The sequence below is a fragment of the Paenarthrobacter sp. NyZ202 genome, from assembly GCF_049860755.1.
GTDB lineage: Bacteria > Actinomycetota > Actinomycetes > Actinomycetales > Micrococcaceae > Arthrobacter.
Genome location: NZ_CP187556.1, coordinates 1,854,801 through 1,874,327, shown reverse-complemented (window position 1 = coordinate 1,874,327; position 19,527 = coordinate 1,854,801). Strand labels below are relative to the sequence as shown.

Genomic DNA, 19,527 nt, shown 5'->3' with positions numbered 1-19,527 from the left:
CCCGCCTCAAATCAGATTTATTGAGTCGAATCCTTGCGGGCCAAATACGCCTCGACCGCCGCGCCGATGTCCTCCGCGTCCGGAAGCTCGTGGTTCTCGTAGGCAAGGAGGGACCTGCGCACGACGCCCTCTGATTTTTCGTCATAACGCGCCTCAAGATTGGACACCACCGCCTGCACTTCCTCCGACGCCTCGATCTGCTCCGCGATCTGGCGCCCCACCTCGCGGCCGGCTTCCCGGAGCCGGTCCGTTGGCAGCATCAACGAGGTTGCTGCTCCCAGGTACTCCAGCCCGGCAACAGCGGCCGTCGGGTATTCGGCTTCAGCGAGGTAGTGCGGTACGTGGATCACATAGCCGGCCACGTTGTGTCCCGCTTCAGTGAGCCGCAGCTCAAGGATGTGTCCGATCGCAGCAGGAACGTCCACCGTGGGTTTCCAGCTTGAAATACCGTCGATGAGCTCGGGGCGGTTTCCATGGACGGTCACCCCGATCGGGCGCGTGTGCGGTACGGGCATGGGGATGGAATGGATCCAGGTCACCAGGTTGACGTCAAGCTTCTCGACGATCCCGACGACGGCCCGCGAGAAACGCTCCCACTGCAGGTCGGGTTCGAAACCGGCCAGCAGCAGGAAAGGCTGGCCCAGCCCATCCGTGAGCTTATAGAGGGCAAGCCGGGGGGCGTGGTAATCCTGCAGGTGGTCCTGCACGAAGCTGATATGGGGCCTCCGCGATCGGTAATCGATCAACTGGTCGGCATCGAACACGGCCACGACTTCGGAGTCGAGCTGGTCCAGCAACTCGGCATTGATCTGCTTGACCACGTGGCCGGCATCGGCAAAACCGGTAAATCCCATGACCATGTTCAATCCCCGCAACCCGGGACTGTGGAAGGTCTCGATGTTGCTGGCGTAAAGCGCCTCGGGGTCCAGGAGGGAGCCGGAAATCCGTTCAAACACGGCATGATCCTTTCACTGTGGCAAAGTTCGTCGCATTCCTGACATGGAGCGGCAGGCTTTCCATGGTGCTGCGTACTGGGTACAACGCGGCGCGGCCAACGGACATTCCTGTCTGTCGTGTGCCGCAGATCTCATTTAATTGCTGTCCGCAGCCTTCAAGAGACTACGATCGAATCGGGCCGACGTCCTCTTGCGACGCTGGGCCTGCAGACCAAGGCCGCCGTCGCAAGAGGACGTCGGGCGCGTACCGGGGCTGGTCCGCCAAACATGCGGTTCCGCCATGCAATGCAGAGAGAAGTGAGGAAACATCCTCGTGGTCAAGACTACTGACATCATCCTCGGCCTTATCGCCAAGGACCTGAAAAAGTCCCCCAGCGACGCCTTGGTGCTTGGCGTTGCCCAGGGCACGAACGGGCCGGAACTCCTTCCCAACCCGCTGAGCGCCAAGGCCGCCGAATCGCTGGCCGCCTCGCTCAAGCTCCTGGGAATCACCGGCGCCCCGGACCAGGTCCACCGCCTTCCCGGCCTGCCCGAGACCGGCTCAGGAGTGCTGGTGCTGGCCGGAACGGGCAAGCTGCAGGACGGAAGCCTGACCGGCGAGGCCCTGCGCCGCGCGGCCGGCTCGGCAGTGCGGCAACTCGCCGGCATCCCGTCAGTAACTCTTGCGCTCCCGACGGCGACCGTCGCCGAGGTCGCCGCTGTCGCCGAGGGCGCCGCCCTGGGGGCCTATTCCTACACGGAACACCGCTCAAGCAAGGACGGCCTGAAGGCACCTGTCGGCAAGGTCCTGATCTCCACGGACGTCGATCCCAAGGCTGCCCAGCCGGGCCTGGACCGGGCCATCGTCCTGGCCCGCGCGGTGAACGCCACCCGGACACTCGTCAACCAGCCTCCGAGCCACCTTTTCCCGGAGTCCTTTGCAGAGTCCGCCAAGGAACTCTCCAAGGGCCTGCCCGTCAAGATCACGGTGTGGGACGAAAAGCGACTGGAAAAGGAAGGCTTCGGCGGCATCCTCGGGGTTGGCAAGGGTTCCACGCGGCAGCCGCGGCTGGTCAAGGTGGAATATGCGCCCGCAAAGGCAACGCAGAAGATCGCCTTGGTGGGCAAGGGGATCACGTTCGACACCGGTGGCATTTCCATCAAACCGGCCCTTGGCATGGGTGACATGAAGAGCGATATGGCCGGCGCCGCCGTCGTTCTTAACACTGTCCTGGCCATCGCCTCACTGAACCTGCCCATCAAGGCAACCGCCTGGCTGTGCATTGCAGAAAACATGCCTTCAGGTGCCGCCCAGCGGCCCGCCGATGTCCTGACCATTTATGGGGGCAAAACCGTGGAAGTCCTCAACACCGACGCTGAGGGCCGCCTGGTCATGGCCGACGGCATCGTGGCCGCCAGCCTGGAAAAGCCTGACGCCATCATCGACGTGGCGACTCTGACCGGGGCGCAGCTTATCGCCCTGGGCCTGCGCACAGCCGGTGTCATGGGCTCGGACTCCGTCACTGCCGCCCTGAAAACCGCCGCGGACCGGGCCGGTGAACTTCTCTGGCCCATGCCCCTTCCGGAAGAACTGCGCCCAAGCCTGGACTCGCAGGTGGCGGACATCGCCAACATCGGCGAACGCAATGGCGGCATGATGACGGCCGCCGTCTTCCTGCGCGAGTTCGTAGGCAAGGATGGCACCGGGGAACAAATTCCCTGGGCTCACATCGACATTGCGGGTCCGTCGTTCAACAACGGCAGCCCCTACGGCTACACCCCCAAGCAGGGCACCGGCTGCACTGTGCGGACCCTGGTGGCGTACGCGGAGGACCTGTTGGCCTCTGCTTCGTAGTGCGGTCATCCCATGCTGCGGGGGCCTTCGGGCAACCTGGCCAAAGGCCCCCGCAACCCCGGAATTATGCGGAAGGTAGCCCTGTGTCACAAGTGAACGTGAGTCTCGACACAAGCGCTCCACAAACGCCGCGCGAGGGTGGAGCATGGGTAGGTGGTTCGCTAAGGTGAACTCGATAGTCACAAATGCAAGAGAACTTACCGGCTGGCATAATCACGGCAGAGCAAGTTCCAAAGACCCGATGACACGCAGGATCGTGTCATCATTCACGCGAGGGAGCGTTTAAGTGGCCGATCAGGCAACTGCGCAAGAATTCGACATCCTGGTACTCGGTGGCGGCAGCGGCGGCTACGCCACGGCCTTGCGGGCCGTACAGCTTGGGTTCACCGTTGGCCTTGTTGAGAAGGCCAAGCTCGGCGGAACCTGCCTGCACAACGGCTGTATCCCCACCAAGGCCCTCCTGCACTCGGCGGAGCTGGCGGACCACGCCCGCGATTCCGCCAAGTACGGCGTTAACGTCACGCTGGACAGCATCGACATGTCGGCTGTGAACGCGTACAAGGACGGCATCATTGCCGGTAAGTTCAAGGGCCTGCAGGGACTCATCAAGTCCAAGGGCATCACCGTGATCGAAGGCGAAGGCAAGCTCCAGGGCACCAACACGGTCGTCGTCAACGGAACCGCCTACACGGGCAAGAACATCGTCCTCGCCACCGGTTCCTACTCGCGTTCGCTCCCTGGCCTGGAAATCGGCGGCAAGGTCATCACCTCGGACCAGGCCCTGACCATGGACTACATCCCCAAGAGCGCCATTGTCCTGGGCGGCGGCGTCATCGGTGTCGAATTCGCCTCCGTCTGGAAGTCCTTCGGTGTGGACGTGACCATCATCGAAGGCCTCCCGTCCCTCGTTCCCAACGAGGACGCCTCCATCGTCAAGAACCTTGAGCGCGCCTTCAAGAAGCGCGGCATCAAGTTCAGCACCGGCATCTTCTTCCAGGGTGTGGAGCAGGACGACAACGGCGTCAAGGTCACCCTCGTTGACGGCCAGACCTTTGAAGCTGACCTCCTGCTCGTCGCAGTGGGCCGTGGCCCCGTCACGGCAAACCTCGGCTACGAAGAAGCCGGGCTCACCATCGACCGCGGCTTCGTCATCACCAACGAACGCCTCCACACGGGCGTCGGCAACATCTACGCCGTAGGCGACATCGTCCCGGGCGTGCAGCTTGCACACCGCGGCTACCAGCAGGGCATCTTCGTCGCCGAGGAAATCGCCGGCCTGAACCCGGCCATTGTCGAGGACATCAACATCCCCAAGGTCACCTACTGCGAGCCTGAGATCGCCACGGTCGGGTACACGGAGAAGGCCGCCAAGGAAAAGTTCGGCGACGACCAGGTCCAGACGCAGGAATACAACCTGGCCGGAAACGGCAAGAGCTCCATCCTGGGCACCGGCGGCATCGTCAAGCTGGTGCGCCAGAAGGACGGCCCGGTCGTCGGCATCCACATGATCGGCTCCCGCATGGGTGAGCAGATCGGCGAAGCCCAGCTGATCGTGAACTGGGAAGCCTACCCGGAGGACGTGGCCCAGCTGGTCCACGCACACCCCACCCAGAACGAATCCCTGGGCGAAGCCCACCTCGCCCTCGCGGGCAAGCCGCTCCACGGCTAAGTCTTCACCCAAGTCACACGGGTCGGGTGCATGCGGCGGAATCTGCCGGCTGCACCCGGCCCGGACCAGCAGAATTCATCCGCATCAAAGATCAATAAGGAGAACGGGGACGACATGTCTGAATCCGTTAACTTGCCCGCCCTCGGTGAGAGTGTCACCGAAGGAACTGTCACCCGCTGGCTCAAGCAGGTTGGTGACCGGGTGGAGATCGACGAGCCGTTGCTCGAGGTTTCAACCGACAAAGTAGACACTGAAATCCCCTCTCCGGTCGCAGGCGTCATCGAAGAAATCCTCGTCGCTGAGGACGAGACGGCCGAGGTTGGCGCTCCCCTGGTACGCATCGGTGATGGCTCCGGCTCAGCCGGCGCTGCCGAAGAAGCACCCGCACCTGCTGCCGAAGCTCCCGCACAGGAAGCAGCTCCTGCCCAGGAAGCTCCTGCCGAGGCACCGGCTCCCCAGGCCGAAGCACCTGCTGCCTCCAGTGGAGAGACCGCTTCGGGCGGAGAAGGCCACGAGGTCACCCTTCCGGCCCTTGGCGAAAGCGTCACCGAAGGCACCGTGACCCGCTGGCTGAAGGCAGTGGGGGACACCGTAGAGGTAGACGAACCGCTGCTTGAGGTCTCCACCGACAAGGTCGACACCGAAATCCCCTCCCCCGTAGCCGGAACCCTGCAGGAAATCCGCGTCAACGAGGACGAGACAGCTGAGGTCGGCTCCGTTCTGGCCATCATCGGTTCCGGAGCCGCTGCGCCTGCTGCAGCTCCGGCGCAGGCCGCGCCTGCCGAGGAGGCTCCCGCAGCCGAGGCACCCGCCGCCGAAGCACCGGCACCCGCCGCAGCTCCTGCCGCTGCCCCCGCACCCGCAGCTGCGCCCGCAGCAGCACCCGCACCCGCAGCAGCACCCGCACCCGCAGCAGCACCCGCTCCGGCCGCTGAGGCCGGCGGTTCTGCCGAGTCCGGCTATGTCACTCCCCTGGTCCGCAAGCTGGCCAACCAGCATGGTGTTGACATCGCATCCGTTTCCGGCACCGGCGTTGGCGGCCGCATCCGCAAGCAGGACGTCCTGGCCGCTGCCGAGGCCAAGCAGGCAGCCGCAGCTCCGGCAGCAGCACCTGCCGCTGCCGCGGCTCCGAAGGCTGCAGCTCCGGTTGTTGCTTCGTCGCTCCGCGGAACTACGGAAAAGGCGCCGCGCATCCGTCAGGTCATTGCCCGCCGCATGCGCGAGTCGCTTGAGGTCTCCACGCAGCTCACGCAGGTGCACGAAGTGGACATGACCAAGATTGCCAAGCTTCGCCTCAAGGCCAAGAACAACTTCCAGGCACAGAACGGCGTCAAGCTGACGTTCCTGCCGTTCATCGCCAAGGCCGTTGCTGAAGCCCTCAAGCAGCACCCCAAGCTGAACGCCGCCTACGACGAGTCCAAGCAGGAAATCACGTACCACAACGCTGAGCACCTGGCGATTGCCGTGGACACCGACAAGGGCCTCCTGGTTCCGGTCATCTCCGACGCCGGCAACTTGAACCTCGCCGGTCTCGCCAGCAAGATCGCCGACGTCGCAGGCCGTACCCGTGACGGCAAGATCGGTCCGGACGAACTCTCCGGCGGTACGTTCAGCATCACCAACATCGGCTCCGTTGGTGCCCTGTTCGACACTCCGATCATCAACCAGCCGCAGGTGGGCATCCTGGGAACCGGTGCAATCGTCAAGCGCGCCGTTGTGGTAGCTGACGAAAACGGTGACGATTCGATCGCCATCCGCTCCATGATGTACCTGTCCCTCACGTACGATCACCGCTTGGTGGACGGCGCAGACGCAGGCCGCTTCCTGCAGACCCTCAAGGCCCGCCTTGAGGAGGGTGCCTTCGAAGCCGACCTCGGCCTCTAAGGATTACCAGCAGTCCTTCGAAGGGCAGGCGAACCGGGAATTCCGGTCGCCTGCCCTTTGTCTTGCCCGCCAGGCGCGTGGCTTTGCTACAGGACGTAGAACCAACTGGATAAGCTGGGGCCATGAGTATTCTCTTCAGCATCCTGGTGTTCCTGCACATCGTCGGCGCGGCCATGATTGTCGGCTACTGGATCGCCACCCTCAAGGAGCCCACGATCCACCCGCGGCAACGTGACGGCGCCTTCCTCCAACTCCTGACGGGCATCGCCATGATGGGTGTCATTCCCATGCTTCCCGACGCAGACCCCAACTACTTCAAGCTCGGCATCAAGTTCGCCATCGGTGTTGCCGTGGCCGTCCTGGCCGTCATCGGTTCACGCAAGGTGAAGAACGGCGAGCCCGTTTCCACCGGGCTGGCCCACGGTGTGGGTGGCCTCGCGTTGATCAACATCGCCATCGCGACGATCTGGAACTAGGGCCTCAACAGCCGCTGATCCGGGGTCATAATCCACCGACAACGGAATGGCCGTGCGGTGCGGGAGGCAACTCCCTAGGATGGAACCCGGTGGCACCTGCCGGTGGCAGGTGCCGACAAATGACGACCCAAAGGAGTGGACATGGCAGCAACACGTACCGCACACACGGTTTGGAACGGGAACCTCATGGAAGGTTCCGGCAACACCACGCTGGACAGCTCAGGCCTTGGCACCTTCGATGTCACCTGGAAGGCCCGCACGGAGCAGGCCGGCGGAAAGACGAGCCCGGAAGAGCTCATTGCCGCAGCCCATTCAGCATGCTTCTCCATGGCATTCAGCCACGCCCTGGCGCAGGCCGGCTACACGCCTGAAGAGGTCCAGACCAAGGCAGACGTGACGTTCGTGCCCGGCACCGGCATCACCAGCAGCCACCTGACCATGTCCGCGACGATCCCGGGCATCTCCGAGGACGAATTCCGCCGCATCTCCGAAGAAGCCAAGACCGGCTGCCCCGTCTCCGGCGCCTTGGCCAGCATCGAGATCACCCTGGACGCCACGCTTAACGCGTAGCGGACAGTTGCGAAAGGCCCCTCGTTCTCCCCCAATGCCGGGGAGAACGAGGGGCCTTTTCCATGCCTGGGATCAGCTTTGCGGCCTGGCGGGAAGCGCAGACGGCCGGACTTTCCTGTAGCCCTCACGCAGCGGCGGCCGGTCTGTAGGAAGTTCCTGGATCATTTCCTTCAGCGCTCCAATGCCGTATTCCAACTGGGGGTCGGTACCGGCAGCGTAAGCATGCGGCGGAAAGAGGACCTCGATGTCAGGTTCCACGCCCCTGTTTTCCACGTCCCAACCGATACCTCCGCTGAACCATGTTGCATACCGCGGCTGCGTCACTCCCGTACCGTCGGCCAGGGCAAACCGGTTGTCGATGCCGACCACGCCGCCCCACGTCCGGGTGCCAATGACCGGACCGATACCCCGCAATTTGGACACCTGCGTAATGATGTCGCCATCGGAACCGGCGAATTCATCGGCCAGGATAACCACCGGTCCACGCGGTGCGTGATGCGGATAGGTGCGCGGTTTCTCCCCGCGCGGCATGCTCCATCCGGTCACCTTCCGGCCGATGAGTTCAGCGACCAGCTGGGAGGTATGGCCGCCGCGGTTGCGGCGGACATCGACGATCAGTCCGTCCAGGGCTGTCTCGGTATCGAGGTCGCGATGCAGTTGCGCCCAGCCATTAGCCATCATGTCGGGAATGTGGAGGTAGCCAAAGCTGCCGCCGGAAGCTTCCCGGACGGTCCGCCGGTTGCCCCGCACCCAGTCCTGGTAGCGCAGCCTCTCCTCGTCCCGGATCGGAATCACCGCCACCCGCCGCTGGACGCCGGCAGAGCTGCCGTGGGCTTCGCCGTTCAGGAGCGTCAATTCAACGGTCCGGCCCGCGGCATCCACCAGCTGCATGGCCGGCGTGAGTTCCGCGGAAAGTTCGACGCCGTCAATCGCCAACAGGACATCGCCCACCTTTGCGTCCGCACCCGGACGGGTCAGGGGCGACGTTGCCTGCGGATCCGAGGATTCGCCGGCGAGGATCCGGGTGATCTCCCACCCCTGGCCACCCCACTGGAGTTCGGCACCAAGCCGGCCCTGACCATTCCGTCCGGGTTCCTTGTCCGGTGCGGGCCGTACATAGGCATGCGAGGTCCCCAGTTCACCGTGGAGCTCCCACAACAGATCCACCAGGTCATCATGCGAGCCCAGCCGGTCCACCACGGGGCGGTAGCGCTTATGGATGGAATCCCAGTCCAGGCCCGCCATGTCCGAGGCCCAGAAGAAGTCCCGCTGCAGGCCCCACGCCTCATCAAAGGCCTGGCCCCAGGTCGACACGGGGTCGAGCATGACCCGGACCCGGTTCAGATCCACCGTGACCAAGTCGCCGGATTCCTCGTCCACCTTGCTGTCCGATGGCACCGACGTGACCTGCTTATCCAGGACATAGACAACCCGTTTGCCGTCACCGGACAGCCGGTAGCTTTCGGCTGCCTTGACCAGCGTCGACTCTTTGCGCTTGGCGAGGTCGTACCGCATCAGTGCGGGGGCCGTCTTTTTGTCCTGCAGGCTTCCTTTACCCTCTCCGGTGACACCGGAGAGTTCAGTGTCAAGCCACAGGAGCGCACCGTCCACCGCCGTCAGGTCGGAGTAGTTGCCCTGCGGAACGGGAACGCTGATGACCCTGTGGGCCAGGCCGTCCGCGTCCACCCGCACCACCGGAGCATCGCTGTCGTCGGTCGACTCCCCTGCCGCCGAAGCGCCCTCGAGGCTGTCCACGGCCGGGCCGAACGGAGACGGAGTATCCGCGGCAAGGGCAACAAGATAGGGCTTGATGGGGCTGGGAAAGGAAAGATCGAAGGAGTGCCCGTCATAGACGGGATCGAAGCTCCGGTTGGACAGGAACGCCAGGAATTTTCCGTCGGGGGTGAACCGGGGCGACTCGTCGCAGAAACGTCCGTCCGTGACATCAACGATGCCGTCCGCGGGATCCGCCGGCCGGGCGAGGCGTAGCTTGCTGCGGGAACCAAAGGACGTCACCGGCTCGGACCAGACCAGCCACTGGGAGTCACCCGACCACGACAGCTGGTCGACGCTGCCCTCACCGATGCTGACCAGCCGGGTCAACTCTCCGGAGGCTGTGTCCGCCACGAACACGTCGCCAAACGTGGTTCCTACGGCGAGCCAACGCCCATCCGGGCTGGCTTCCAGCGCGCTGGTGCGGGTAGGAGCAGGGAACCCGATGCGGAGCTCTGCAGTGTCCTGGTCGGGGGCGGCAGGCATGGCCACAGCAACGCCTGCCCCCGCGGTGTCCGGAGACGGCTGCTCCCCGGCCGCTTGGTCACCGGCTGCGTCCGACGAAGCGGCGGGAACAGCTTGGTGGGCCGCGGCGCCGGGTCCCACCACGTTGGACACGGACACGGGTTTGGGCAGGACTGCACTGTCCTCGTCAGAACCCGGTGCATCGGCCGTTTGTGGCGCATCGACCGCGGGCAGCGGAGCCGGAGCCAGCCTGGCGGCAATCCGTTTGATGTAGAGGGCTTCCGCTCCCCCGTGGTCCGCCACATAGGCGATCCGGCCGTCCCCCACCGGGCGGGGAAGCCGCGCACGGACCCCGGGAGTCGCCTCCACGATCCGGGATGGCCCGTCTTTATGGCGGAGCCAGTGGACCGTCCCATGCGATTCGATGGCACTGGCTGTGCCGGCCAAGTTGGGAACGACGTCGCCCAGGTGGGCGGAAACCTTCAGCGGTGCGGGGCGGCGGGCGGGCGACGCCGAGCCCAGCGTAATGTCCAACTTGGTGGGCTGCGCATCGGCATCGAGGGAAGGCAGGAGCCACAGCTCACCCGCCGACTCGAACACGACCCGCTTCCCGTCAGTGCTGGCGTGCCGGACGTAGAAGTCCTCATGATCGGTGTGGCGCCGCAACCCGGTTCCGTCGGGAAGCACCGAGTACAGGTTGCCGTAGCCTTCGTGGTCCGAAAGGAAAGCGATCCTGCCTTGGATCCATAGGGGGTCTGTCAGGTTACCGTCGATTTCCGGCACGAGGCGCTCGAACTCGCCGTTGCCGTCCGAGTCGATCCACAACTTGCCGGCGGTTCCTCCCCTGTACCGCTTCCACCACGCGGGTTCCCGGGAGAGGACGCTCGCCAGGACAACAGGCCGCTCATCGCCGACTTCGGGGCCGAAAGCCACGGCCTCGACGGGGCCGAAAGGAAGTTCGACGGCTGAGCCACCGTCGAGAGGGAGGCTGTAGGCGTGCGTGTGGCGGCTCTCCGCCTGCTGGAAAGCACTGGTGACCAGGACGTTTCCGGCGGGTGTAAACCCCTTGACACGCGTGGTGCTGTGGCCAAAGTAGCTCAGCTGCCTGTAGCCGCCACCTTCGATGCCTGCCGTCACGACCTCCGGGGAGGTACCACAGACAACCGTCCATACAAGCCGTTGGCCGTCCGGCGTGAAACGCGGATTCCTGGCCGGGAGCTGCTGGGAGGAGACCCGCCAGGCGCGCCCGCCTGAAACGGGTGCAATCCAGACGTCGTCTTCGGCCACGAACGTGACCAGTTCACCGTGCACATGCGGGAAGCGGAGGTAGCTGGAGGAGGTCATTGTTCGATCATAGTCAAGACCCCCGGCGGGAAACTGCGCCGGCATGGTGTTTCCGCCACCTGCGCCGGACATGGTGAGATGGGTCATGCGAATAGTGATGGCCGGAGCTTCAGGAATGATCGGAACCGCCCTGGCTGATGTACTGGCCCGGCGTGGAGACGAGGTGGTCAGGCTGGTCCGACGGCCTGCCAGGAACACCTCCGAACACAGCTGGGACCCGGCTGAAGGCAGGCTGGACGAAGCCGTACTGGCCACCGCGGACGCCGTGGTTAACCTTTCCGGAGCAGGCATCGGGGACCGGCCCTGGACCAGGCACCGGCTCAGCGTCCTGCGGGATTCCCGGCTTCAAGCCACGCGCACGCTCACTTCCGCAATGCACCGGCTTGGGTCGCCGGAACTCACGTTCGTCAGCCAGTCCGCGTCGGGCTACTACGGCGCCTCCCGGAACGGTGTCCTCCGCGAAGACTCGGGCCCCGGAACAGGAGTCCTTGCCAGGCTGTGCATCGAGTGGGAAAACGCGGCCCGCTCAGCCCCTTCGAGCGTCAGGGTGCTGAACCCCCGGACCGGAGTGGTGCTGAGCACCTCGGGCGGGGCACTTGGCCCGCTTCTTCCCCTGCTCAAACTGGGACTGGGCGGCCCTTTTGGACATGGACGCCAGATCTGGCCGTGGATTACGCTGCCCGACCAAGCTTCCGCACTGGCCTTCCTCATCAACTCCCGGCTCGAAGGGCCAGTCAACGTGTGCGCTCCTGAACGGGCCGACGTCAATGCGATCGTCGCCCGGCTGGCCACGGCATTCCACCGGCCGGCTTTCCTCCGGGTCCCGCGACCGGCCCTGCGCCTGGTCCTCGGCGGGCTCGCAGATGAGCTGGTCCTCGCCGACCAACCGATGGAACCGGCCAGGCTCGCAGCGGCAGGCTTCAACTGGCAGCACCCCCGACTTGAGGATGCAATGGACTGGCTGGCTTCCTAGGCCGGGCCGAGGATCTGGAAAATCTTCCACCGTTCCCCATCCTTCACCAGGACGAGCCGCAGGTCCTGGGGTGATCCTTGAGGCCTCTCCTGCACCACGCTGTTCCAGCCGGCCTGCTCCCCATAAGCGGAGACCGTTGCCCTCAGGCCCACCACCATCCGGCCGCTGCCGACCGCCTCCACCAGCCTTACCTCTCCAAGTTCCGTCCTCAGGCCGGTGAGCCGAAGATCCTCCGCCGCCAACTGTGCTGCCAGGATGCCGTCTGCTGCTTCTGCCGGAGAGCCCTGGGCGTTCACTGTCGAGAGCAACCCGTGATTCTGCTCGCGCAGGGCTGTGTCGCGCACCGCCGACAGCGCCCGGACCGCCACCACGGGGTCGTTGGAAGCGAGGGCCTCCAACACGTCCGGCGGCACCGCACCCGGGCTTCCGCCGTCGTGGTGGATCCCGTGAGTTGATGTCGCAGACGATGTCTGCACAGCTCGCGGCCTCTCCTGACCGACTGCCCAGATGGCCACGGAGACGCTGGTCAGGGCCGCCACCAGCAACGCGCCCACCACCAGCGCCAAGCCCAAACCGGCCGGACGCACCCCTCGTCTTCGGTCCGCCCTGCGACCAGCGGGGCCACGGGAAGCACGGGCCGGCATGGACTTTGGCTTGCTGCGCCCAACCGGATCGGCATAGGAGGGGCGGCGCCACCGATTCACGCGACGCAGGGCCAGGATGACCCGGGCAGGCCGGCGCACACGGCCCTCCGGGTTCCGCTGCGTCAACAATTCCGGGATGACGGACGGATGGACCGAGCCAACCAGGTCCACCGGCTCGGCAGCGGCACTGCGGTAGACCGCCGTCGTGAATTCACGGGCGCTGGGACGGACCGCCGGGTCCGGGTCCAGGCCCGCCTCAAGGACGGTCACCAGACCGCGCGGAACTTCCGGAACCAGCAGGGACAGCGGCGGCCGGACCTCCGGTCCTTCCGGAGGTGAACCTGTGAGGCAAAACCAGCCCACGGCTGCCAGTGCATGAATATCCCGCGAAGGACGCAGGAAGCCCTGCTCTTCCGGTTCGGTAACGGTGGAGTCCGCAAAGCCAGGCGTTCCCACGGCCTGCGACGTTGGAGCGTCGCCCACCATGGCCGCAATTCCGAGGTCGCCAAGAAGCGGCTTGCCCTCGGCAGTGAACAGGATATTTCCGGGTGAGACATCCCCATGCACCGTTCCCTGGCCATGGAGGTACTCAAGAACCTGGGCCATGGGCGTCAGGATCGTGACAGTTTCACCGACCCGAAGGCTTCCGCGGGACTGCACCAGCCCAGCAACGGAACCTCCCGCGGCATAGTCCATGAGGAGGACGGGCTTTTCCGTTTCATCCACCTCCTGCTGCACCAGGCCGTGGACTTTGAGCAGATGGTCGTGCTGCACCAACGACATGATCCCGAACTCACGCAGGGCCGCCGCCTCGGCCCGGTACCCCGCATCCGGCGGCACCGTGGAGCGCTCCTCCAGCAGGCACTTGACGGCGAAGCGTGCTTGGTCGGAGTCCCGGACGGCAAGCCACACCGCCGATGATCCCCCTTGGCCGAGTTTTCGCGACAGGGAGAAACCAGGGATGCACGGAACCGGTTCACGGGAATTGTCCTGACTTGCCATATCCAAGGTCTACCGGATGCCGTGGAATCCTGCAGAAGTTATCCACAGGCCATGCTGACCCGCCCCACCGCGCACGTACGGAGCGGGATGCGACTGAGAGGTTCACCACAAAAGCATGGGACCTGTCCAGCGGGGTCTAAGCTTGAACCCATGACTCTTGAGTTTTCACAAGTGGGTCTCGCCCCGGAGTTCGTTGATTATGTGCAGGGCTGGGACCTGCAGCGCGAAATCCACAACGAGGTTGTTGCAGGCGCAAGGAACAGCACCGTACTCCTTCTCGAACACTCCCCGGTGTACACAGCAGGCAAGTTGACGGAAGACCACGAGCGCCCCTTCGACGGCACACCGGTAGTGCCGGTTGACCGCGGCGGCAAGCTGACCTGGCACGGACCAGGCCAATTGATCGCGTACCCGATCCTGAAACTCAAAAACCGTGCAGGAATCCGCGACTACGTCGAGCGCCTCGAAGCGACCATGATCGCCGTCATGGCCGACTACGGAATCAAGGCCGTCAGCGTCAAGGGCCGGGCCGGCGTCTGGGTGCTTGCTGACGACAAAGGACCGGACCGGAAGATCGCCGCCATCGGCATCCGGGTCCTGGACGGCGTCACCATGCATGGAGTCGCCATCAACTGCAGCAATGACCTTGCACCCTACGCCCAGATCATTGCCTGCGGCATCACAGATGCCAGTGTCACCACCATGACACTGGAGACCGGCCGGACCATCAATCCCGCCGACATTGTTGACCGCTTCGTGGAAGAGTTCCGCAAGCACGAAGAAGCACTTGTTTCCGCCCCGGAAGGAGCACTCCAGTGACCCTGGCACCTGAAGGTCGTAAGTTGCTGCGTATCGAGCAGCGTAACGCTGCGGTCCCTGTTGAGCGTAAGCCGGAGTGGATCAAGGCGAAGGTCCAGATGGGGCCGGAGTTTGTCGGGTTGAAGAACCTGGTGAAGAAGGAAGGCCTGCACACGGTCTGTGAGGAGGCCGGGTGCCCGAACATTTTCGAGTGCTGGGAAGACAAGGAAGCGACGTTCCTGATCGGCGGGTCCGAGTGCACCCGGCGCTGTGATTTCTGCCAGATCGATACCGGCAAGCCCTCCCCGCTGGACCGGTTCGAACCCACCAAGGTGGCCCGGTCCGTGCAGGCCATGCAGCTGCGCTATGCGACCGTGACCGGGGTGGCCCGTGACGACCTCGAGGACGAGGGCGTGTGGCTGTATGCCGAAACGGTCCGCAAGATCCATGAACTGAACCCCGGCACCGGGGTGGAGCTGCTGATCCCGGACTTCTCCGGCAAACCCGAACACATCGCCGCGATCTGCGACTCCAAGCCCGAGGTGTTCGCCCACAACGTGGAGACCGTGCCCCGTATTTTCAAGCGCATCCGGCCCGCGTTCCGCTACGAACGCTCCCTGGATGTCATCACGCAGGGCCGGGACCTGGGCATGGTGACCAAGTCCAACCTGATCCTGGGCATGGGCGAAACCCGCGAGGAAATCTCCGAAGCCCTGCGGGACCTGCACGCCGCCGGGTGTGACCTGATCACGATCACCCAGTACCTGCGCCCGTCCGAACGGCACCTGCCCGTGGACCGGTGGGTCAAGCCCCAGGAATTCGTGGACCTCCAGCACGAGGCCGAGGAGATCGGCTTCCTCGGCGTCATGTCCGGTCCGCTGGTGCGTTCCTCCTACCGCGCCGGCCGGCTCTGGGCCACCGCGATGCGCAAAAAGGGCTGGGCCATCCCCGAAGCCCTGGCCCACATCGAGTCCTCCGGCACCACCCGCCAGGAAGCCTCCACCATCCTCGCCGCCCACAGCTAGGCCACGGAACAAACCAGCAGCGCAGAAGGACCGGATGCCGCCGTCATGGCGTCCGGTCCTTCGACATACATCACGTAGAATTAAGGCACTATGGCGAAATCCCCTGATTCCAGCAATTCGACACCTTCTGCCGACGCTCCCAAGCGTGGGCTGTTCCAACGCAAGCCCAAGGAAGCCAAGGCCAAGAAGCCGAGCCAGCTGAAGCAGATCGCTGAAGTCTTCAAGATGACGCGGCGGAATGATCCCCAGGTTGTGTGGATCATGGTGCTGGCATTCCTGGCCGTGGTCGCTGTGGCGTTCCTGATCGGTTTCCTGCTGGAGAACTGGGTCACCGGCTTGATCATCGGTATTCCGCTGGGCCTCCTGGCCGCCGTCTTCATCCTGTCCCGCCGGGCAGAGAAAGCGGCCTTCGCCCAAATCGAAAACCAACCCGGCGCCTCCGGCGCTGCTTTGGGCACGCTCCGCCGCGGTTGGATCACGCAGGACCAGCCGGTGGCAGTCAACCCGCGCACCCAGGATGCAGTCTTCATGGCCATCGGCCGTCCCGGCGTCGTCCTGGTTACCGAAGGTCCGTCCCACCGCGTCAAGGGCCTGGTTGACGGCGAGCGGAAGCGTTTGGCACGCATCCTCCCCAACGTAACGGTCCACGTCCTGCAGTCCGGCCGCGGTGAGGGCCAGATTCCCCTGAACCAACTGGCAAGGACCATGGGCAAGCTCAAGAAGGAGCTCACCAAGGTGGAGGTCAACGCCGTTTCCAAGCGCATCAACTCGCTGGGGAACCGCCTCCCGATCCCCAAGGGCATCGATCCCTACAAGGCACGTCCGGACCGCAAGGCGGCACGCGGACGCTGACCACGGACTTCCTGTACCAAAGGAAAATGCCTCCTTTGCTCTTCGTCAGAGCATAGGAGGCATTTTTGCGTGCCGCGCGTTCCTGCTGCACGCTCTTGGGCGGGTTTCAGAGGCGGATCAGGATGGTGTTCATGGCTTTGTCGTGGAGGCCCCTCTGGTCGGGATCGAAGACGACGGCCGGTATGACCAGGCATAACAGCAACGTGCGGACGACCGCGGCCAACGGACCCGCCGGGCCGCCGCCGAGACGCACCACGTGGATGCCCGCAATCCTGTGGCCGATGCTGTAGCCGAGGGTCCCGATAAGCAGGATCTGTTCCGCGGCGAAAACCGCGAGGGTGGCCCATTGGTTGCCGCCGAACGCGAAATTGCTGATGACCAGGGCAATGGTCCAGTCGATGACGATGCCCAGGATCCGCCGCCCTGCCCGCGCCATGGACCCCGGTCCGGACTCGGGCAGGCCAAGGCGTTCGCCGGGATACTTGGAAATGCCGGACGTGTCCGGCCCGCTCAACCAGGAGCCTATGTCTTTGCGATCAACCACCCATTAAGCCTAGCGGTTGTTGCCCCGCCTGCCCTCGTCCGGCGGACGGGACGTGTCCAGCGTTGATCGGCCTGTGGACCCACATGGACCTGACACCAACAAGCCAACTACCGTTTACACAACAGATGATTCTGTAACCTGCCCGAAACAATACTGACACTCCCGGGAAATGCCGTCTCCCTAAGGTGGTAGGAGTTGCCAGCCACTGCGGCAAGGGGAGATTTTTGCGTCTCCGGGCCTTGGCTTGGGCTGACCCATGCGGCCTACCGGGCCTGTTACTTGATATGCATAAGGAGCATAGATGTTCAAGACTGCGGACGAAGTCCTCCAGTTCATCAAAGACGAAGACGTCAAATTCGTCGATATCCGCTTCACCGACCTTCCGGGCGTCCAGCAGCACTTCAACGTGCCGGCCAAGAGCGTGGACCTCGACTTCTTCGTGCACGGTCAGCTCTTCGACGGCTCTTCCATCCGCGGTTTCCAGGGCATCGCCGAATCCGACATGCAGCTCATCCCGGATGTCACCTCCGCCTTCATCGACACCTTCCGCATCGAGAAGACGCTGGCCCTGAACTTCTCCATCGTGAACCCGCGCACGGGCGACCCGTACCACCGCGACCCCCGCGGCGTAGCCGAGAAGGCAGAGGCCTACCTGGCCTCCACGGGCATCGCAGACACCGCATTCTTCGCTCCCGAAGCCGAATTCTTCGTCTTCGACAACATCCAGTACGAGTCCTCCCCGCAGGGCAGCTTCTACAAGATCGACTCCGAGGAAGCACACTGGAACACCGGCCGCAAGGAAGAGGGCGGCAACCTCGGCTACAAGACCCCGGTCAAGGGTGGCTACTTCCCGGTGTCCCCCACGGACAAGCAGGCCGACCTCCGTGACGCCATGTGTGTCGAGCTGGACAAGGCCGGCCTTGAGGTTGAGCGCTCCCACCACGAAGTCGGTTCCGCCGGCCAGGCTGAAATCAACTACAAGTTCACCACGCTGACCGCAGCTGCTGACGACCTCCAGAAGTTCAAGTACGTCATCAAGAACACCGCTGACGCCTGGGGCAAGTCGGTCACCTTCATGCCCAAGCCCGTCTTCGGCGACAACGGCTCCGGCATGCACTGCCACCAGTCGCTCTGGAACAACGGCGACCCCCTGTTCTACGACGAGAAGGGCTACGCTGGCCTCTCCGACACCGCCCGCTGGTACATCGGCGGCCTGCTGAAGCACGCTTCGGCAGTCCTGGCCTTCACCAACCCGACGGTCAACTCGTACCGCCGCCTGGTCAAGGGTTTTGAAGCTCCGGTCAACATGGTCTACTCGCAGGGTAACCGCTCCGCCGGTATCCGTATCCCGATCACCGGTTCCAACCCGAAGGCCAAGCGCATCGAGTTCCGCGCACCGGACCCCTCGTCCAACCCCTACCTCGCCTTCGCAGCCCAGCTGATGGCCGGTATCGACGGTATCCGCAACCGCATTGAACCGCCGGCTCCGATCGACAAGGACCTCTACGAGCTCCCGGCCGAGGAAGCCAAGGACATCCCCAAGGCTCCGGGTTCGCTGGAAGAAGCACTCGAAGCCCTGCGTGAGGACAACGAGTTCCTGCAGGCCGGCGGCGTCTTCACCCAGGACCTGATCGACACCTGGATCGAGTACAAGTACGAGAACGAGATCCTGCCGCTGTCGCTGCGTCCGAACCCCTACGAGTTCGAGCTCTACTACGGCGTCTAGCATCCGCGGGTCGGGTGCCCGTCTGACGGGGACCTGCAAACGCTGAACGGCACAGACAAGGGCCGGGTTCCAGGTGTTACCTGGAACCCGGCCCTTTCGTTCATGCTGTGGTGGACTCCCGCAGGACTGCGAACCCGCTACTCCTGGTCCTTGGCCTGATCGCGGTCCCGGATATTCCTGCCAAACTCGTCCAGCTTCTCCCGGACAGCCTTGGCCGCGTCCGCCAGGCCCTTTTCCGCGCTGCTGAGCGGGTCGAGTTGCAGGTATACGTCGTGGTCGACCGTCAGGTCGTACTCGTCCTTCAGATGGGTACCGCCGGAAACCCCGTCCAACGACAGGTACACCAGCGCCTCGGTCCGCGCGATACCCGCGATCGTACCGAAGACCACGGTGAAGTCGTTGGGCTGAAAGCTCACCGTCTGGCCTACATGGCGCCGGTCCAACTCTCCGGCCGGAATGGCTTTTTCGGACGGACTTCCGTTGTATTCCATGAACTTCCCCTTCTCATCGAGAACAACTACACAATGAGTCTATAAGGAGACTTATGGATTCGTTGAGCGGGTCAGTGTTCCGTGACGGGGACTGCTTCCTGCCGGCCAAGGGAAGAGCAGTCGGCGCAGAACACCTGCTCCGTTTCCTCCCCACAGCACTGGCAGCGATGGATCAGTGCGGCTGGTTCAACTACATAGGCTGTCATACCGACCATGGTGCCCAGTGGTCCATATCACACACACGAGTAATGTGTACTCGTTTTTCGCTGGGGCCAGCCGCGGGACTACTTGGTTTTCCCCAAGGGAACGGCCGTCTCAAGAGGCACGAACGGCGACGCGGGAGCTGCGCCGGAGGGATCGGCAACGGTGTCAGGGAATGTAGCGAAGCAGCGGCGGCACGCAAAAATGTCACCCCGTCCATGACGGGAACTCCAGTGCGGCCCGGCCTGGGCACAGCGAAAGCAGCCTGCGTCTGAGAAGGCCGCGCCTTCCGGGTCGAGC

15 protein-coding genes are annotated in these 19,527 nt (G+C 64.2%); 10 read left to right on the top strand and 5 right to left on the bottom strand.

Annotated elements, in window-relative coordinates:
* Positions 1-17 precede the first annotated feature (17 nt).
* Positions 18-956, bottom strand: coding sequence for a proteasome assembly chaperone family protein (locus ACPFL9_RS08645; RefSeq protein ID WP_426007057.1), 939 nt, complete (start codon positions 954-956; stop codon positions 18-20).
* A gap of 313 nt (positions 957-1,269) precedes the next feature.
* Between ACPFL9_RS08645 and ACPFL9_RS08640 the strand changes: the two genes are divergently transcribed.
* The 5 genes from ACPFL9_RS08640 to ACPFL9_RS08620 all read left to right on the top strand — a co-directional run bounded on the left by ACPFL9_RS08640 (position 1,270) and on the right by ACPFL9_RS08620 (position 7,389).
* Positions 1,270-2,790: a leucyl aminopeptidase gene (locus ACPFL9_RS08640; RefSeq protein WP_426007055.1), complete on the top strand. Its 1,521-nt coding sequence runs from the start codon at positions 1,270-1,272 to the stop codon at positions 2,788-2,790.
* Between the two features lie 286 nt (positions 2,791-3,076).
* Positions 3,077-4,459 carry a dihydrolipoyl dehydrogenase gene (gene lpdA, locus ACPFL9_RS08635; protein WP_426007053.1) on the top strand — a complete coding sequence of 461 codons (1,383 nt, stop codon included), beginning with the start codon at positions 3,077-3,079 and terminating at the stop codon, positions 4,457-4,459.
* 114 nt (positions 4,460-4,573) lie between these two features.
* Positions 4,574-6,343, top strand: a complete 1,770-nt coding sequence (gene sucB / locus ACPFL9_RS08630) for a 2-oxoglutarate dehydrogenase, E2 component, dihydrolipoamide succinyltransferase (protein WP_426007051.1) — start codon at positions 4,574-4,576, stop codon at positions 6,341-6,343.
* Positions 6,344-6,465: 122 nt separating this feature from the next.
* Positions 6,466-6,819, top strand: a complete 354-nt coding sequence (locus ACPFL9_RS08625) for a hypothetical protein (RefSeq protein WP_426007049.1) — start codon at positions 6,466-6,468, stop codon at positions 6,817-6,819.
* A 141-nt stretch (positions 6,820-6,960) separates the two neighbouring features.
* Positions 6,961-7,389, top strand: coding sequence for an OsmC family protein (locus tag ACPFL9_RS08620; protein ID WP_426007047.1), 429 nt, complete (start codon positions 6,961-6,963; stop codon positions 7,387-7,389).
* 72 nt (positions 7,390-7,461) lie between these two features.
* Here the strand turns inward: ACPFL9_RS08620 and ACPFL9_RS08615 are convergent, their stop codons facing one another.
* Positions 7,462-10,971 carry a S41 family peptidase gene (locus ACPFL9_RS08615; RefSeq protein ID WP_426007045.1) on the bottom strand — a complete coding sequence of 1,170 codons (3,510 nt, stop codon included), beginning with the start codon at positions 10,969-10,971 and terminating at the stop codon, positions 7,462-7,464.
* Positions 10,972-11,056: 85 nt separating this feature from the next.
* On the opposite strand from ACPFL9_RS08615, the gene ACPFL9_RS08610 reads away from it, so the two are divergent.
* Positions 11,057-11,944 carry a TIGR01777 family oxidoreductase gene (locus ACPFL9_RS08610; RefSeq protein ID WP_426007043.1) on the top strand — a complete coding sequence of 296 codons (888 nt, stop codon included), beginning with the start codon at positions 11,057-11,059 and terminating at the stop codon, positions 11,942-11,944.
* Here the strand turns inward: ACPFL9_RS08610 and ACPFL9_RS08605 are convergent.
* On the bottom strand, positions 11,941-13,590 hold the full coding sequence (locus tag ACPFL9_RS08605; protein ID WP_426007041.1) for a serine/threonine protein kinase: 1,650 nt from the start codon (positions 13,588-13,590) through the stop codon (positions 11,941-11,943). The two genes, ACPFL9_RS08610 and ACPFL9_RS08605, sit on opposite strands and share 4 nt — an antisense overlap.
* A gap of 150 nt (positions 13,591-13,740) precedes the next feature.
* Here ACPFL9_RS08605 and lipB point away from each other — a divergent pair, with 150 nt between their 5' ends.
* The 3 genes from lipB to ACPFL9_RS08590 all read left to right on the top strand — a co-directional run bounded on the left by lipB (position 13,741) and on the right by ACPFL9_RS08590 (position 16,265).
* Positions 13,741-14,409, top strand: coding sequence for a lipoyl(octanoyl) transferase LipB (gene lipB / locus ACPFL9_RS08600; protein ID WP_426007039.1), 669 nt, complete (start codon positions 13,741-13,743; stop codon positions 14,407-14,409).
* Positions 14,406-15,413, top strand: coding sequence for a lipoyl synthase (gene lipA / locus ACPFL9_RS08595; protein WP_426007037.1), 1,008 nt, complete (start codon positions 14,406-14,408; stop codon positions 15,411-15,413). The genes lipB and lipA overlap by 4 nt, the downstream gene beginning before the upstream one ends.
* 90 nt (positions 15,414-15,503) lie before the next feature.
* Positions 15,504-16,265, top strand: a complete 762-nt coding sequence (locus ACPFL9_RS08590; protein WP_426007035.1) for a DUF4191 domain-containing protein — start codon at positions 15,504-15,506, stop codon at positions 16,263-16,265.
* A gap of 106 nt (positions 16,266-16,371) precedes the next feature.
* Here ACPFL9_RS08590 and ACPFL9_RS08585 read toward each other — a convergent pair whose 3' ends face one another.
* A complete protein-coding gene (locus ACPFL9_RS08585) occupies positions 16,372-16,809 on the bottom strand; it encodes an RDD family protein (protein ID WP_426007033.1) in 438 nt (145 codons plus the stop codon).
* Positions 16,810-17,110: 301 nt separating this feature from the next.
* Here ACPFL9_RS08585 and glnA point away from each other — a divergent pair, with 301 nt between their 5' ends.
* A complete protein-coding gene (glnA, locus tag ACPFL9_RS08580; protein WP_426007031.1) occupies positions 17,111-18,535 on the top strand; it encodes a type I glutamate--ammonia ligase in 1,425 nt (474 codons plus the stop codon).
* Between the two features lie 137 nt (positions 18,536-18,672).
* On the opposite strand, the gene ACPFL9_RS08575 is transcribed toward glnA, so the two are convergent.
* Positions 18,673-19,026: a hypothetical protein gene (locus tag ACPFL9_RS08575; RefSeq protein ID WP_426007030.1), complete on the bottom strand. Its 354-nt coding sequence runs from the start codon at positions 19,024-19,026 to the stop codon at positions 18,673-18,675.
* Positions 19,027-19,527: the final 501 nt, after the last annotated feature.

Coding starts and splice junctions, on each gene's coding strand:
- ACPFL9_RS08615 (WP_426007045.1), bottom strand. CDS start 10,971: ATGACCTCCTCCAGCTACCTCCGCTTCCCGCATGTGCACGGTGAACTG.
- ACPFL9_RS08575 (WP_426007030.1), bottom strand. CDS start 19,026: ATGGAATACAACGGAAGTCCGTCCGAAAAAGCCATTCCGGCCGGAGAG.
- ACPFL9_RS08625 (WP_426007049.1), top strand. CDS start 6,466: ATGAGTATTCTCTTCAGCATCCTGGTGTTCCTGCACATCGTCGGCGCG.
- ACPFL9_RS08605 (WP_426007041.1), bottom strand. CDS start 13,590: ATGGCAAGTCAGGACAATTCCCGTGAACCGGTTCCGTGCATCCCTGGT.
- glnA (WP_426007031.1), top strand. CDS start 17,111: ATGTTCAAGACTGCGGACGAAGTCCTCCAGTTCATCAAAGACGAAGAC.
- ACPFL9_RS08590 (WP_426007035.1), top strand. CDS start 15,504: ATGGCGAAATCCCCTGATTCCAGCAATTCGACACCTTCTGCCGACGCT.
- ACPFL9_RS08620 (WP_426007047.1), top strand. CDS start 6,961: ATGGCAGCAACACGTACCGCACACACGGTTTGGAACGGGAACCTCATG.
- ACPFL9_RS08610 (WP_426007043.1), top strand. CDS start 11,057: ATGCGAATAGTGATGGCCGGAGCTTCAGGAATGATCGGAACCGCCCTG.
- lipB (WP_426007039.1), top strand. CDS start 13,741: ATGACTCTTGAGTTTTCACAAGTGGGTCTCGCCCCGGAGTTCGTTGAT.
- sucB (WP_426007051.1), top strand. CDS start 4,574: ATGTCTGAATCCGTTAACTTGCCCGCCCTCGGTGAGAGTGTCACCGAA.